The sequence below is a fragment of the Fictibacillus norfolkensis genome, from assembly GCF_014836645.1.
Classification (GTDB): Bacteria; Bacillota; Bacilli; order Bacillales; family Fictibacillaceae; genus Fictibacillus; species Fictibacillus norfolkensis.
Map to the genome: position 1 here is coordinate 124771 of NZ_JACSQM010000009.1, position 14122 is coordinate 138892.

Sequence of the window (14122 nt, forward strand, 5' to 3'; positions counted from 1 at the left end):
ATCATAAAAAATAGCTCATTTCATAGATTAGAAAAAGAGGTGAGAATATGGGTGCGTATTCCACAAAAAAAGATGTGGTAAGAAAAGAAATGATAGGGCTATTATTGCTGGCTATCTTTATTATTTCTTTTCTATTTATGGAAGAAATAAAGAATGATTCTGTATTTGATAACTTACCAAGTTCCATCATGCATGTGAACACGGTTTTTCTAAGTATTTTAATAGAAGCAGTTCCTTTTATTTTATTAGGCGTTTTTGTTTCGGCTTTAATCCAAACTTTTGTAACAGAACAGCATATTCAACGGTTGATTCCTAAAAATCCATTCTTAGGTATCGGAGTCGTTTTGTTCATGGGAGTCATCTTTCCTGTCTGCGAGTGTGCGATCATACCTGTCGTAAGACGCCTGATTAAAAAAGGACTTCCGCTGCACCTTGGAACGGTTTTCTTATTAACCGTACCAATCGTAAACCCAGTCGTTATCCTATCCACTTTTTATGCGTTCCGTAACAATATGGCAGTCGTATATGGAAGAATTGGACTGGCACTTCTTGTGGCGATCATTATTGGATTGATTGTATATTGGGCATTTCGCAATAAAGATCAACTCAGATCACACATAGAACATGGCGCTCATGATCATTCCCATGGTATTACGATGAGTCGTTGGAAACAAACGGTGTATCACGCATCTGATGAGTTCTTTGATACTGGGAAATTCCTTATTTTTGGTGCATTTTTAGCGAGTATGTTCCAAGTATTCATCAATCGCAATGATCTATTGGCGCTTGGTGGGAATGAGTGGTCATCAACAGGTCTGATGATGGGTCTTGCTTTCTTGCTATCCATTTGTTCAGAGGCGGATGCCTTTATCGCCGCTTCATTCGGAAGTACATTTACGGTAGGTTCGATCATCGCGTTCTTGGTATACGGTCCGATGCTTGATGTGAAGAACATGCTTATGATGTTTGCTTATTTTAAGACGCGCTTTGTATTTGTGTTAATGGGACTAATAACGCTGACTGTATTTGCTGTAACGATGGTGTATCAATTTGTGGTGTAGAAAGGGAGGTAGGATACTTTGAACAAAGAGAGTCGTGATTTTCATACGTATTTAAGAGGTATCATCTTAATCGGTTTCATGCTTCTGCTGATCGGATTAATTACAACAGGGAAGCTTAATTATTATGTAGCACCGAAAATGCACATCTTTGTCTATTTTGCGATCGGCATTTTAGGGATACTAGGTGTGATGCAGTTCTTTAGAAGGTCCGATGAACAGCATGATGATGCATGCGGATGTGGTGTAGATCATACACCTAAGGGCAGACCGCTTAAGCATTTCTTTATCTATATGATCTTTGTGATCCCTCTTCTTACAGGTTTCATGATTCCAGAAAAAGCGATGGATAGTTCCGTTGCTGAAAATCGCGGCATTCGTTACGGAACAGGATTGTACGCGAAACCAGCTCAGAAAACGGAAGAAGGTAAAGTAACCACAACACAGAATATTGATGTGGAAGCCTATTTAGATGATCCAGAAGGTTATATTAAAGAGATGGAAAAGAACGTTAAGGAAGAAAATCCGGTCGAAACGTATGATGTAACAGAGTATTATAAAAAGTTCGGAAAAGAACAGTTAGCGAAGGAAAAAGTGAAAGTTACATCGGATCACTATCTCGATACGATGACTGTTTTGGATATCTACCTTGACAAGTTTAAAGGAAAAGAAATAGAAACGACTGGATTCGTGTATCGTGAAGACGGTATGAGTGAGAATCAAGCCGTTATAGCACGCTTCTCGATGAACTGCTGCAGCGCGGATGCTGTTGTCTATGGAACCATTATTGAAGGTGATGGAGTTTCGAAACTTAAAGAAGATGAATGGTACACCGTAACAGGAATCATTGATGAAACAGAATTAAATAAAGTCCGTCTACCGTTAGTGCAGGTTGAATCTCTAGAAAAAATTAAGCCAATTAAAGATCCGTACGTTTATCCGAGCCCTGAGAGTTTGGGTGCTTATTAGAGAGTAATAAAGCATAAGTCAGCTAATTTCTTTATGAATTAGCTGGCTTATTTTTATCTCCAAGCTTCTGTTTATTGACTTGCCGTTTGCCGTTTCAGCCCAAAGAGGATAAATAGTTATTAAATAGAATATATATTTTGTTGTGTTTCACAAAAGGGTGATTTAAAAAGATTGCATAAATGAGTGGGAGGCAGGCATATGACATTGGATGAAATTAAGAAGATGAGAAGGCAGCAGTTTCTCTTAATGAATGTACTTCTACTTATTCTTGTAACTTTTTATTTAATCTTAATTCAAATTATCGGTGTAACATCTTCTCAATTTTTTATAACTCTGGGAGTGGTATTACTTATTCAATCCATTATAGGGTTTATCCGAATTAACTCGACCAAATCACTTTTTTCTATTTATGAGAAGGTAAGTCTATACGAAAAACAAAAAATGGGTGCTGAATGGAAGAAACAAAGAAAGATAAGTTATATATGGATGTTGATTACTAGTAGTTTTTTATTCACGCAAGCATACTTGAATAGAGATATATCAGGAGACTTTCTTAAATTTGATATTCGTTATATGGTACTGATGCTTATCTTTATACTCGGGTTATCAAATTTAAGTCTTTTAATTCACGTTAAAAAAGTTGATAGCTCGAAAGCTGCACAGGATCTAAAAGGTTATACTCGAAAAACAAATATAACAGCAGTCTTGCTAGGAGCAATTTCTGCAATAATCCTTATTTTTATCACTCTTTTTTATATTATGATCTAAATATGCTTTGCAAAATATGTAAAAGCACTGCGGTCTTTACCAGCAGTGCTTATTGTTACTATCAGCTATTCTTCTAGTAAACATACGTCCCAACAACAAAGAGTTCGAACAATACGGTAAGTCCGATAAAATAAGAGACTTGTGCAAACAATCCCCAATCCTTATCTCTAGCTACCTGCATCACCCACAGTGCTATCGCGGAAACGATCATAGGAATGATGAACGAGCTTCCAGTAAAGGTAAGGTATTTTGGTGCTAGTGTATAAAATGTGTTGTTGAACAAAGACTGAATGACATAAAGCTGAGTAATTATAAAAAGTCCGATTGCAGTCCATTTTGCCCAAGGTTTTTCATCCTCAATAACGTCTATCCGTACAAAATATAGGATGCCTAAAAACAATACAGACGGCACTACCCAAATGAATGCGTTTGTCATAGCGATGAACGATACAACGAAAGCCGTAAACGCGTCAAACGTGGCAGTATATATATCTTGTTTCCCCATTTCTTTACTCGCACTCTTAATCTCTGAATCTTTGCTTGCTAAATAAAGTCTATAATCACTGACAGATTCTGCTTTTAACCACGCAATCGTCTTTTCATCCACCTGTAACGGATATACTGAAAAATCACTCGTTGTACTGATTCGTGCTGCTTCCCACTTGTCGCCATTTAAGGTTGCTTTGTAGATGTTGCCCGCTTCCTTTTTAGTAGAAATTGGACCTTTCGCTGCAAATAGAATGATAGGTTTGTTGTTTTCTACGTTCAACTGCTGGTAGGAAGGATTCTCGATCTCATAACCAAGCGCTGAGCTATATAATTTAACATTGCTGAAATCAATAGCTGTAAGCTGGTCCTTTGGCGCTGCACCGTAAAACGTTTTAAACGTCTTCGTTCCTTGCTTAGAAGAATAAAAGGTATACATAAAATGAACCTGATCATCTGCTTCAGCAAAACGGAAGTTATAGATCTTATCTGTCGGCGTTTTGCTGTATCGCGTAATAGATTGAGCGCTATATTTTCCGGCAGCCTCTTTTAAATAAAAAGCTTCCATTTCTACTTTTTCGCCAACAGTCAGGATAAATGATTGAGATGCTGGGTGACCTGATAGCTCTGTTAGTTTTTCCTTAGCTGTAAAAATGGATTGACTCTCCCCATCAAAGGGATTGTATACAAAAACTTCATTACCCTTTGAATAAGCAAAGCGATCTTTAGCATCAGCTAAAAGATCTACATCTTTATCTACAACGGTTTGTTTTCCATCTTCATAAAGAATAAGCTCACCACGAGAGATAAAGGCAATCTGTTTCCCGTTTGTCCAATAGTTCGCTCTTTCATCCAGAGCAAGATTCTCTTTTTTTTCAGAGACTAGATTTAGCTTTTCGTCTAAAGTTGTCACCTGTAAACCGTCTTTTTGATGAGTATAAGCATAATATTGGTTATCTTTTTTTATAACAGTTGGTTCAGCACTAATGGATTGAGCGGGTGTGCTAATCGAGCGGCTCCAATCAGGATCTGGAAGCTTTGTTTCTTGACTGACGTTATTCCAGATGACTGCTCCGATCAGAATCAAAACGACTGCAAACGGAAGTAATAAAGCTCTGTAATTGGATTGATTTCTTTTCTTTTTCTTTTTTGTATTTACATTCGTGTTCATGATGATAGATCCCCCTATTTTCTATAAAACGACAAAGTAATACATTCGTTATATGAGACGGATCTCCTTGTAAAAAATTTCAATTATTTCATAAAAAGATTTTGTTGGATATAAATAATTTATTCTTAGAGTTCTTTGTAAGTTTTTGTAGAATAACATTTATTACCCTGGAAATATTGTCGAATATCATCAACGAATTTTTAAAGTGATAGATAGAAACTGGTGGTATAATTTGGATTACGAACAATTAAGGAAGAAGGTGGGGAACAATGATGGAACAATCCATTCATATTTATGTGACAAGTGATATTCACGGCTATGTTCTCCCGTTAACGTACGCTAACAATGAAAAAGCAGATATAGGGTTGGCAAAAACTGCAGCATTAATAAAAGAAAACATGTCTAACCACCTCAACAACTTCCTCATTGATAATGGAGACCTCATCCAAGGAACACCACTCACTTACTATCACGCAAAAACAGAGCAAAGTAATGTTAATCCAATGGTTCATGTATTAAATGAACTGAACTATGATGCTGCGATAATAGGAAATCATGAGTTTAATTATGGTCTTCCTTATCTATATGAGACGATTGAAGAATCTAGATTTCCTTGGCTTTCGGCTAATATCGTGCACCAAGGAACAGAGAAACCGGTATTTGGACAACCTTATGTGATCAAAACATTTGATTGTGGAATAAAAGTAGCGCTCTTAGGAATAACCACACAATATGTACCGAACTGGGAGAATCCTGATCATATTAAAGGTCTTTCCTTTCTAGATGCGGTAGAGACGGCAAAGAAATGGGTTCCTTATTTACGGTCGAAATCAGATGTCATGATCGTTTCTTATCATGGTGGGTTTGAGAGAGATCTCAAAACAGGGAAACCGACGGAAACGCTCACGAAAGAGAACCAAGCATATCAGCTCTGTATGGAGGTAGAAGGGATTGATGTGCTTTTAACAGGTCATCAGCATCGCTTGCTTGAAGGTGAAGTGAACGGAGTGACAATTATTATGCCTGGAACACAAGGAACTGAGCTAGGGTATGTAGAAATAAAGGTCCATGGTGAGGGTGATTCATGGAAAGTGAAGAATAAAGAAGCAAAACTGATTTCTGTGAGTGACTACGAACCTGATCAGCAGGTGCTGGATCTTATTCAGCCTTATGAGAGGAAAACACAGAAATGGCTGGATCAAGCTTTAGGACAAGTAGACGGAGACATGACGATTACTGATCCGATGTTAACGAGGCTAGTTGATCATCCGTTTATTGAATTCATTAATAACGTGCAGATGGAAGCAGCAGGTGTAGATATTTCAAGTACTGCTCTATTCGATGACCATTCCAAAGGATTCTCAAAACATATTACGATGCGCGATATCGTTTCAAACTATGTGTACCCAAACACGTTAAAAGTGATCGAGATTACAGGACGGGATATAAAAGATGCATTAGAACGGTCAGCTTCTTATTTTTCTGTGAACAAAGAGGGTGATCCTGTCATCAACCCAGCGTTTTCAATTCCAAAGCCTCAGCATTACAACTACGACATGTGGGAAGGTATCGATTACGTGATCGACCTGTCAAAGCCGATCGGACACCGCATTGTGACTTTGATGTATAAAGGAAAACCGATCGAAAACGATTCCTTGTACGAGGTAGTAATGAACAACTATCGTGCAGGTGGAGGCGGTGATTATCCTATGTTTAAAGGAAAACGCGTGGTGAAGGATATTCCGATCGATATGTCAGAACTGATGGCAAACTATATTTTGAATAGAGGAACGATACAAGCAACGTGCGATCACAATTGGCGTGTTCTTTCTTAAAAAAATAAGAGAAGCAGGTGAAGCGGATGAAAAAGTGGGGTTTGTTCATATTCGTAATCATAGCAGTTTTGCTTGCTGGGTGTTCGAGTGAAGAAAAAAGAACGCTGAACGATAAAAACTTAACAGTGCAAGACCATCCAAAAGGTGCTTATCCTCGTTATTACGACCAAGTTTCTAAGAAAGAAACACTTAAAGCTGTTCCGTTCTCACTGGAACTGCCTGATCGATTGCCTTTTAAAGTCGCTCTTTCAACCTATCAGATCTCGGATTGGGGTGAAAAACGAAACATCCTTGTAGACTCGGTTTTTTATCCGGAACAACAAGGGCAGAATGTATATTTAGCTTATCGAGTATCCAATTTTCTTCCAAAGACTGAGAAGTTAGAAACGAAAGACGAAGTGGAGCTTAGTGATGGAACGAATGCTTATTTTTCAGGCAGTGCAGATTTGCCTATCCTTGCTTGGAAGAAGGATGGTTTATTCTATAGAATGGAGTACTTAATAAAGGAAGATACAGACAGAAAAGCGGAGAAAACGAAGCTTATCGAAGCAGCAAGTTCTGTTTTTGAATAATTATATATAAGAAAATGTGGCCGTGGAGTGACTGAGCTCTTGCGGCTTATTGTTTGAAATTCAGTGGTTTGCAATAAAATATGATAATATGGTTCAAAGGAGGGGATAATCTTGCAAAAACTGGAGTTTGAATCCGCATGGGACAAGACTATAGCCCGCCAAGACAGAGAAGAGATAGAACGGGTCTTCTCTGAGTTGCACTCAGATGAACATAGGAGACAGCAGGCTGTGATATTGAAAACAGCTTATAATCATAAGGAAGAATTTTTAGTGACAGTGCTTGTAAATAATTATTCAACAGAGCCTTTCTCTTTAATCGGCAAAAAAGTGTTGTATATAGAAGAGGAGCACACAGTCGGTGACATGGATTCCCGTTATACGTTGGAAGTTCCTGCTGAAACAAGTATGCCATGGACGTTTATTTTTCCGGCAGCATCACTAAAAAAACAGCCATCTCGAGAATATGGAAAATTAATCATCATGTAAAGCGGGGGAAACGTGTGAGAACGATTATTTGGTTTATTTATTTTTGGGGAATTTTATTAAAGTTAATCCCCTCATTAAACCGTGTAAAAAGGTTTTACAATGCTGGAAAGATAGAAGAGCGTGACCGGTTGGTTGATCAAAAAGTAAAAGAGTGGTCAACTTCGCTCGTTAAGCTTAGTGGAACGCGAGTATCAGTAAGCGGTGAGGAACATATTCCGAAAGATACAGCTGTTCTTTTTGTCAGCAATCATCAAGGCAACTTCGATATTCCAATTCTTTTGGGATATATCAAAAAACCAAAAGCCTTCATCTCGAAGATCGAGGTCAAGAAGATGCCTTTTATTGGGACGTGGATGGAGCAATTGAACTGTTTATTCATGGACCGTAAGAATGTAAGGCAGTCTGTACACGCGATCAATGAGGGAGCTAAACTGCTGAAGAACGGAACATCTCTTGTTATTTTTCCTGAGGGAACGAGAAGTAAAGGCGACGATATGTCAGAGTTTAAAGCGGGAAGCTTCAAACTAGCGACTAAGTCTGGTGTTCCGATCATTCCCGTTACAATCAACGGTTCTTATAAAATCATGGAACAACAAGGATTTTGGATCAAGCCAGCGGAAGTTCACCTTACCGTTCATCCACCGATCTATCCAGAACAGCATCATGATGCTAAAGAATTGGCTAGGTTGTCAGAAGAGGTTATCAAAAACGGTGTAAAAAAAGCAGTCTCTTAAATGCAATGTATCAAGTGAAGTGCAAATGTTGACGAAAACAGCTTAACGATTAACCTGTACGAACAGCATGAATATTTGTTATTATTGGGATAGAAGGTAATAATTTCTAGGAGGAATACCATGACAGGAACAATTACAGTCATTATGATATTCTCAATTCCCATTATTGCAATCGTACTAGGTCATTTTCAACAACAGACGAAACTTAAACATAAGATGCTACAAGATGAGATAGAACTGGAACGTTTAAAGCATGATAACTATGTGATTGAAACCCAAAAGATGAGGATTGAACTCGAACAGATGAAACTGCTCGATTCACCTGATCAGAAAAAATCCGTATAAAAAGAGGATGACTCAAGAGCTAATAGCTTTTGAGTCATCCTTTTTGTTAGAACCTTTTTATCTGTAATTGATGAACTGCACGTCGATCGGCAGGTTTGCTTCTCTAACAAGTGCAATAATCTGCTGCAGGTCGTCTCGGCTCTTTGCTGTTACACGAACTTGATCATCTTGAACTTGGCTTTTTACTTTAAGACCAGAATTTTTAATCAGCAAATTGATTTTCTTTGCGTTGTCTTTATCGATTCCAGTAACAAGTTTAGCGCGTTGGCGAACCGTTCCACCTGAAGCTTGTTCAATTTTGCTGTAATCCAAGTTTTTTGTTGGAACACCGCGTTTGATCAGCTTTGTGATCAAAACGTCTTTTAGTTGCTCTAGCTTGTACTCATCATCAGAAACTAAAACGAGCTCTTCACTAGATTTGTCTAGTGTGATCTCACTTTTACTACCCTTAAAATCATAACGAGTTGTAATTTCTTTTGTCGCGATATTGATCGCATTGTCTACTTCTGATAGATCTACTTGTGAAACGATATCAAATGAACTTTCTTTAGCCATTTTGTGAAACCTCCTGACGATTACTTCGTTTATATAGTTACAGTATAAATACATTGTGGCTATGTTTCCAGTTTGTACACATTCTTTTACGGGGAAACGGGTACAAAATATTCGTTTTTATGTTAAAATGAAGGCTGGAAAATTTACAGAATGTTTGAACCACTAGGAGGAGTACTTGTTGCTTCATTACAAAACGTACACACACGAAAAAAATCATCAATGGGTGATTTTTGTCCATGGAGCTGGGGGCAGTTCATCCATCTGGTATAAACAGCTAAGAGAATTTAAACAACATTTTAATATTTTGCTTGTTGATCTTAGAGGTCATGGCAAATCACAATCCGATACATTTTTATTGAAAAAATATTCGTTTAAAGAGGTAAGCCTAGATGTGCTTGAGGTTATGGATCATTTAAAGATTCAAAAGGCGCACTTTGTAGGCATCTCTTTAGGTACGATTCTTATTCAAACGATCGCCGAGCTCTATCCTGATCGAGTGGCTTCTATGACACTCGGCGGCGCGGTAACAAAAATGAACTTCCGCTCGCAGTTTTTGATTGCGATGGGGAACTTATGTAAATCGTTCATCCCATACATGTGGCTTTACAGCTTATTTGCTTGGGTGATCATGCCGAAAAAGAGACATGAAGCTTCACGTTCTTTGTTTATTGGAGAAGCGAAAAAGCTTTGTCAAAAAGAGTTCAAGAGATGGTTTAAGCTCACACTAAAGATCAATCCATTTTTGCAAAAGTTAACTAAAAAAGAAATTCCGATTCCAACGCTGTACATCATGGGTGAGGAAGATTATATGTTTTTACCGCCGATTCAGGCGTTCATCGATAAGAAGAAGCACTCGAAGCTTTTGACTATTAAAGATTGCGGACATGTATGTAATGTTGACCAGCCTGATCTCTTTAATAAGAGTTCGATTGAGTTTATTCGTAAGCAGATTGCTGCTGCACCGAATGCGTCTTAAAAACGGATGTTTGCGTTAACTTAGTTGTTCTTGAAAGTGGTTGATTTCCGTTACAGGTACTCGCTTTCCGCGGGGCAGACGGTGAGCCCCTTGCCACTTCGTGCCATTAAGTGTCTCACCTGCCCGCCTGTCCCGCAGGAGTCTCGTACCTTACACTCCAATCAACTTGTCACGGATGCCTTTTTAAGATGGCGGTAGTAGCTACCATCTTTAACGACTCAGTTTATATCAAGAAAAAACACAAGAAACGACCCTTTCAGCAGGGTCGTTTCTTTGTGTTATTTTAGTTTTGTCAGTTATTAATCGTGGTTCCGGTCCGGAAGATGGGGTGGTGAACGTAGGATTTGTTCAGCTCCACTGCCCTCCGAAAGAAATCATCCTGTAGCGAATTAACCATTACCAAGAACTACAAAGACAGAGCTTTACAAATGTTTTTTTACAAACTTACAGCGCGTGCGATCGTGAATAATCGTGAAGCGGGATGGAAGCCTTTTGTGATCAAATCTTTGATGATGGTTGCGCCTAACATACTGTAGACGGTACCGTTACCGCCAAAACCTAAACAATAGTACTCACCAAGACGGTTCGGATGTTCACCGATATATGGCAGTCCGTCATGCGATTCTCCAAACGTCGCACACCAAGAATGTGAGATTTTTGGCGAGAGATCAGGAAAATGTTCTTTAATCTTTTGAAGAATTCTCTCACCGCGCGCTTCGATAAGTCCTTCGTTTAATGGCGCTTCAGCTTTATCTTCATCAAGACCGCCTGCAACGATTCTTCCGTCCTTAGTCGTTCTCATATAAAGGTAAGGGCGTTTCGTTTCCCAGATCATCCATTCTTCGTACCACGTTTTAAGTGATGGAATTGGTTCTGTTACGATCGCGTACGAACGATTCAAGTCTGCTCCTAGTTGTTGAGCTAAAAAGTCGTTCTCGTAACCAGTCGCAAAAATAACATAGCGCGCTGAAATGGTGCCTTTTTCAGATTCACAGGTAAAGCCATGAACGGTTTTTGTTTTTCGAATAAGAGGTGTGTGTTCAAAGATTCTCACTCCTGAAGCAGCTGCATCTTTCAACAAGATCTGTACACACTTGTACGGGTTCACATCTGCATCGCCACTCGTAACGAGAGCGGCTGGTTTTGAAAAAGGAAAACGTGAAGAAATCTCTTGAGGTTCTAAGTATTCGACTGGAAAATCGTATTTCTTTAATGCCTCGTATTCACGCTCAAGTTTTAACGTATCTTCAGTAGAGCTCGCATAGTACAAGCTCTTTTGTTCACGGAATTCAGGGTCTTCGGATAGTCCTGAAGTCATCTTCTTTAAATCTTCTAACGCTTGTAAACAAAGCTGATAGAAATAGACAGCATCCTGTTCTCCTTGCTCTTCAATGAGTTCGTGCAGCATCTTATCGCTTGAGAACTGCAGAAGTCCTGTGTTTGCTGAGGAGCTTCCTGCACCTGGGTGTCTTCTATCGATCAATACAACATCTAGTTCTTTTTCTTGACCGAGCACATGGGCACAAAGGGCACCTGCCATACCTCCACCAACAATTAGTACATCACACGATATATCTTCTTCAAGAACCGGGTACTGACCCGTGTTTGTATAAGTTTCAGGCCAATAGAGCTGACCATTGTGTAAATTCATAGTGACTCCTCCTCGTCTTCTCTTCATTCCCCCTATCTTCTTTAAAGAAACGCTTCACGAGAATGTTTTTTCAAATATATGGATTTTGTGTGAATACTTCTGTCACAGGGTTTTTTTAGGGAAAAACTTTACTAAAGATGAATGAGGAAGGTTTAAAATTTTTGTACAAAAAAAAGCTACATGCCCTATTGGACATGCAACTCTCTTCATCACCTTATGGCAATGTATTTACTTTATCTTCTTCTTTTACGAACAATAAAAGTTTACCCATGTCGAGCTTCTTTTCATATTGATCCGCTTCTACATCAGATAACCCTAGTTCTGTCATCTTGTTACGAAGCTCATCGCCTCTAGACTCAAATACATTGCTGAGTGCCGTGCCGAGTCCTTCTTCTTTTAATCCGATTGTATTTACATCTGCGTCATGAGCAATATCTTTTGTATCATCCTTTTCGTGGGATAATACATATAAGTTGTCCTCATGAATGCCTCGAGCTTTCAGATCACTTGCAGCTGCAATCAATTCTTGTTGAGAGTTAAATTCATGTACGATAGGTTTTACCATTTACAATCCTCTCCTTTAAAACGAAGTTATAGTGTGTATTCACGATTTCGAACAGGATTAAACATCCTTTTTCAAATGTATACCGGGATAATAGTACTAAATTAAGTGTGAAATCCACCTTTGTAGGCATAAATTCCTTTTTTATAGGAATATAACGTTTTTACATCTTTTTTACGAAAATCCTCTATCATTTTACATTTCAAAATATATACTTTTAATTGTTGAGTTTTTTACAAAATGAGTGATAGGGGAGTTTGTTTAATGAAAAAGACATTATCAGCTTTAGCACTTGCTTTAGGGATATCACCAATCGGCGCAGGCGTACATGCAGAGGAACACGACACCCAAAAACACAATGGTCGTTACTTAGATGTTCAACTGCTTGGAGTAAATGATTTTCATGGACAGATCGATATTACACGTAATGTGGCAGGGGAACCTGTTGGACGTGCAGACTATCTAGCAAGCTATTTAAAGATGAGAGAACGAGAGAACCCTAACACACTTTTGGTGCATGCAGGCGATATGGTAGGAGCAAGCTCTCCGACATCTGCATTGCTGCAGGATGAGCCGACAGTAGAGATCATGAATAAGATGGGCTTTGATGTTGGAGCACTAGGAAACCATGAGTTTGATGAAGGTGTAGATGAGATGATGCGTCTGATAAAAGGCGGAACTCATGAAAAAACAGGTTATTTTAAAGGTGCAGACTTTCCTTATGTGGCTGCTAATGTCATAGATAAAGAGACGAAGAAAAATATTTTGCCACCTTATGTCATTAAGAAGGTTAAAGGAGTAAACATCGGATTCATTGGAGTAGTTTTCTCAGACACGCCGGATATCGTCATTCCGAGTGGAACAGCTGGGGTTGAATTTATAGATGAAGCAGAAGCAATTAATAAGGCTGCGAAATCTCTTAAGAAAAAAGGTGTAAAGTCTATCGTTGTTCTAGCGCATAACCCTGTAGAACAATCAGCGACCGGGGAAATATCTGGTGAACTCGTGGATATGGCAAACAAAGTAGATGATGAAGTTGACGTAATGTTTGGTGCACACAATCATAGAAACGTGAACGCTGTAGTAGATAATAAGCTGCTTGTACAAGCAATCTCATACGGAACAGCATTTGCAGATGTGGATCTTAAAATTGATCGCCGCACAAAAGATATCGTAAAAAGTAAAGCAGAAATCGTGTCGGTTATGCAAAAAGGTATAACACCGGACTCTAGAATTACAAAAATTATTAAGCAAGCCGAAGACCAAGTAGCACCGATTATCAATGAAGTCGTAGGGAACACGAATCAACTCCTATCAGGAACAGAAGCGTATAATGGTGAGTCTGAGCTAGGGAATGTGATCGCTGATTCTATGACAGAACAGACGGGTACGGATTTTGCGTTTATGAACCCAGGCGGTATTCGTGATGTGATCAATCCGGGTGAAGTGACATGGGGAGAACTTTTTAACGTGCAGCCGTTTGGCAACGACCTTGTGACGATGACGTTAACAGGAGCGCAGATCAAAGAGCTTTTTGAATCTCAATGGGCAACGGAAAAAGAGAAGATGCTTCAGATTTCTGGTCTGAAGGCTACATTTGATCTTTCAAAACCAGTTGGAGATCGAACCGTTTCTATGGTTAAGAGTGATGGAACACCGATTGCAGCAGAACAAGAATATACGGTTACTGTAAACAATTTTATGGCCGGTGGCGGTGATGGTTATACCGTTTTATTAGAAGGAAAGAATCCGACGGTGAGTGTTACAGATCTCGAAGCGCTAGTGAACTATTTTAAGAACCGTGATACCGTATCCGCACAGATTGAAGGGCGAATCACGAAGATCAATCCATAACAAAAAAAGGCAAAGCGTGTAAGATGAACTGCACCCTGTCAAGTAGACAGTGAAAATAATAAAAACCAGCTAAGCGGCTTCAGCTCTATATTCTTTAGGG

General features: G+C 38.9%; 14 protein-coding genes. 10 read left to right on the forward strand and 4 right to left on the reverse strand.

The genetic code is table 11. The features are described from left to right. The first annotated feature begins 47 nt into the window (after positions 1-47). From H9648_RS17325 to H9648_RS17335, 3 genes are all read left to right on the forward strand, one after another. On the forward strand, positions 48-1061 hold the full coding sequence (locus H9648_RS17325; RefSeq protein ID WP_191755048.1) for a permease: 1014 nt from the start codon (positions 48-50) through the stop codon (positions 1059-1061). 18 nt (positions 1062-1079) lie between these two features. Continuing rightward, positions 1080-2027 (forward strand): TIGR03943 family putative permease subunit, encoded by a 948-nt coding sequence (locus H9648_RS17330; protein ID WP_191755049.1) that lies wholly within the window; start codon positions 1080-1082, stop codon positions 2025-2027. 198 nt (positions 2028-2225) lie between these two features. After that, the gene (locus H9648_RS17335) at positions 2226-2795 is read left to right on the forward strand and encodes a hypothetical protein (RefSeq protein WP_191755050.1); all 570 of its coding nucleotides are present in this window, start codon (positions 2226-2228) and stop codon (positions 2793-2795) included. A 73-nt stretch (positions 2796-2868) separates the two neighbouring features. Here the strand turns inward: H9648_RS17335 and H9648_RS17340 are convergent, their stop codons facing one another. Continuing rightward, on the reverse strand, positions 2869-4452 hold the full coding sequence (locus H9648_RS17340; RefSeq protein WP_191755051.1) for a hypothetical protein: 1584 nt from the start codon (positions 4450-4452) through the stop codon (positions 2869-2871). 272 nt (positions 4453-4724) lie between these two features. Between H9648_RS17340 and H9648_RS17345 the strand changes: the two genes are divergently transcribed. The 5 genes from H9648_RS17345 to H9648_RS17365 all read left to right on the forward strand — a co-directional run bounded on the left by H9648_RS17345 (position 4725) and on the right by H9648_RS17365 (position 8424). Further along, positions 4725-6287 (forward strand): bifunctional metallophosphatase/5'-nucleotidase, encoded by a 1563-nt coding sequence (locus H9648_RS17345; RefSeq protein WP_191755069.1) that lies wholly within the window; start codon positions 4725-4727, stop codon positions 6285-6287. Positions 6288-6313: 26 nt separating this feature from the next. Then, entirely contained in the window at positions 6314-6859 is a 546-nt protein-coding gene (locus H9648_RS17350) for a hypothetical protein (RefSeq protein WP_191755052.1), read from the forward strand. A gap of 111 nt (positions 6860-6970) precedes the next feature. Beyond that, positions 6971-7345: an SLAP domain-containing protein gene (locus H9648_RS17355; RefSeq protein WP_191755053.1), complete on the forward strand. Its 375-nt coding sequence runs from the start codon at positions 6971-6973 to the stop codon at positions 7343-7345. A gap of 14 nt (positions 7346-7359) precedes the next feature. After that, positions 7360-8079: a lysophospholipid acyltransferase family protein gene (locus H9648_RS17360; protein ID WP_318243555.1), complete on the forward strand. Its 720-nt coding sequence runs from the start codon at positions 7360-7362 to the stop codon at positions 8077-8079. A 120-nt stretch (positions 8080-8199) separates the two neighbouring features. Continuing rightward, entirely contained in the window at positions 8200-8424 is a 225-nt protein-coding gene (locus H9648_RS17365) for a hypothetical protein (protein ID WP_066399175.1), read from the forward strand. Positions 8425-8481: 57 nt separating this feature from the next. On the opposite strand, the gene H9648_RS17370 is transcribed toward H9648_RS17365, so the two are convergent. Then, positions 8482-8979 (reverse strand): YajQ family cyclic di-GMP-binding protein, encoded by a 498-nt coding sequence (locus tag H9648_RS17370; RefSeq protein WP_191755055.1) that lies wholly within the window; start codon positions 8977-8979, stop codon positions 8482-8484. 178 nt (positions 8980-9157) lie between these two features. Here H9648_RS17370 and H9648_RS17375 point away from each other — a divergent pair, with 178 nt between their 5' ends. Beyond that, positions 9158-9955, forward strand: coding sequence for an alpha/beta fold hydrolase (locus H9648_RS17375; protein ID WP_191755056.1), 798 nt, complete (start codon positions 9158-9160; stop codon positions 9953-9955). 436 nt (positions 9956-10391) lie between these two features. Here H9648_RS17375 and H9648_RS17380 read toward each other — a convergent pair whose 3' ends face one another. Together H9648_RS17380 and H9648_RS17385 are read right to left on the reverse strand one after the other, a co-directional pair. Then, complete coding sequence (locus H9648_RS17380) at positions 10392-11606, reverse strand: NAD(P)/FAD-dependent oxidoreductase (protein WP_191755057.1); 1215 nt, start codon at positions 11604-11606, stop codon at positions 10392-10394. Between the two features lie 214 nt (positions 11607-11820). Beyond that, entirely contained in the window at positions 11821-12171 is a 351-nt protein-coding gene (locus H9648_RS17385; RefSeq protein ID WP_191755058.1) for a YflT domain-containing protein, read from the reverse strand. A 261-nt stretch (positions 12172-12432) separates the two neighbouring features. On the opposite strand from H9648_RS17385, the gene H9648_RS17390 reads away from it, so the two are divergent. Further along, the gene (locus H9648_RS17390; RefSeq protein WP_225218966.1) at positions 12433-14022 is read left to right on the forward strand and encodes a bifunctional metallophosphatase/5'-nucleotidase; all 1590 of its coding nucleotides are present in this window, start codon (positions 12433-12435) and stop codon (positions 14020-14022) included. Positions 14023-14122: the final 100 nt, after the last annotated feature.

What these genes read in the sequence shown, in the direction of transcription:
- H9648_RS17345 (WP_191755069.1), top strand. Translation starts at nt 4,725, where the DNA reads ATGGAACAATCCATTCATATTTATGTGACAAGTGATATTCACGGCTAT.
- H9648_RS17325 (WP_191755048.1), top strand. Translation starts at nt 48, where the DNA reads ATGGGTGCGTATTCCACAAAAAAAGATGTGGTAAGAAAAGAAATGATA.
- H9648_RS17390 (WP_225218966.1), top strand. Translation starts at nt 12,433, where the DNA reads ATGAAAAAGACATTATCAGCTTTAGCACTTGCTTTAGGGATATCACCA.
- H9648_RS17340 (WP_191755051.1), bottom strand. Translation starts at nt 4,452, where the DNA reads ATGAACACGAATGTAAATACAAAAAAGAAAAAGAAAAGAAATCAATCC.
- H9648_RS17380 (WP_191755057.1), bottom strand. Translation starts at nt 11,606, where the DNA reads ATGAATTTACACAATGGTCAGCTCTATTGGCCTGAAACTTATACAAAC.
- H9648_RS17335 (WP_191755050.1), top strand. Translation starts at nt 2,226, where the DNA reads ATGACATTGGATGAAATTAAGAAGATGAGAAGGCAGCAGTTTCTCTTA.
- H9648_RS17370 (WP_191755055.1), bottom strand. Translation starts at nt 8,979, where the DNA reads ATGGCTAAAGAAAGTTCATTTGATATCGTTTCACAAGTAGATCTATCA.
- H9648_RS17385 (WP_191755058.1), bottom strand. Translation starts at nt 12,171, where the DNA reads ATGGTAAAACCTATCGTACATGAATTTAACTCTCAACAAGAATTGATT.
- H9648_RS17350 (WP_191755052.1), top strand. Translation starts at nt 6,314, where the DNA reads ATGAAAAAGTGGGGTTTGTTCATATTCGTAATCATAGCAGTTTTGCTT.
- H9648_RS17365 (WP_066399175.1), top strand. Translation starts at nt 8,200, where the DNA reads ATGACAGGAACAATTACAGTCATTATGATATTCTCAATTCCCATTATT.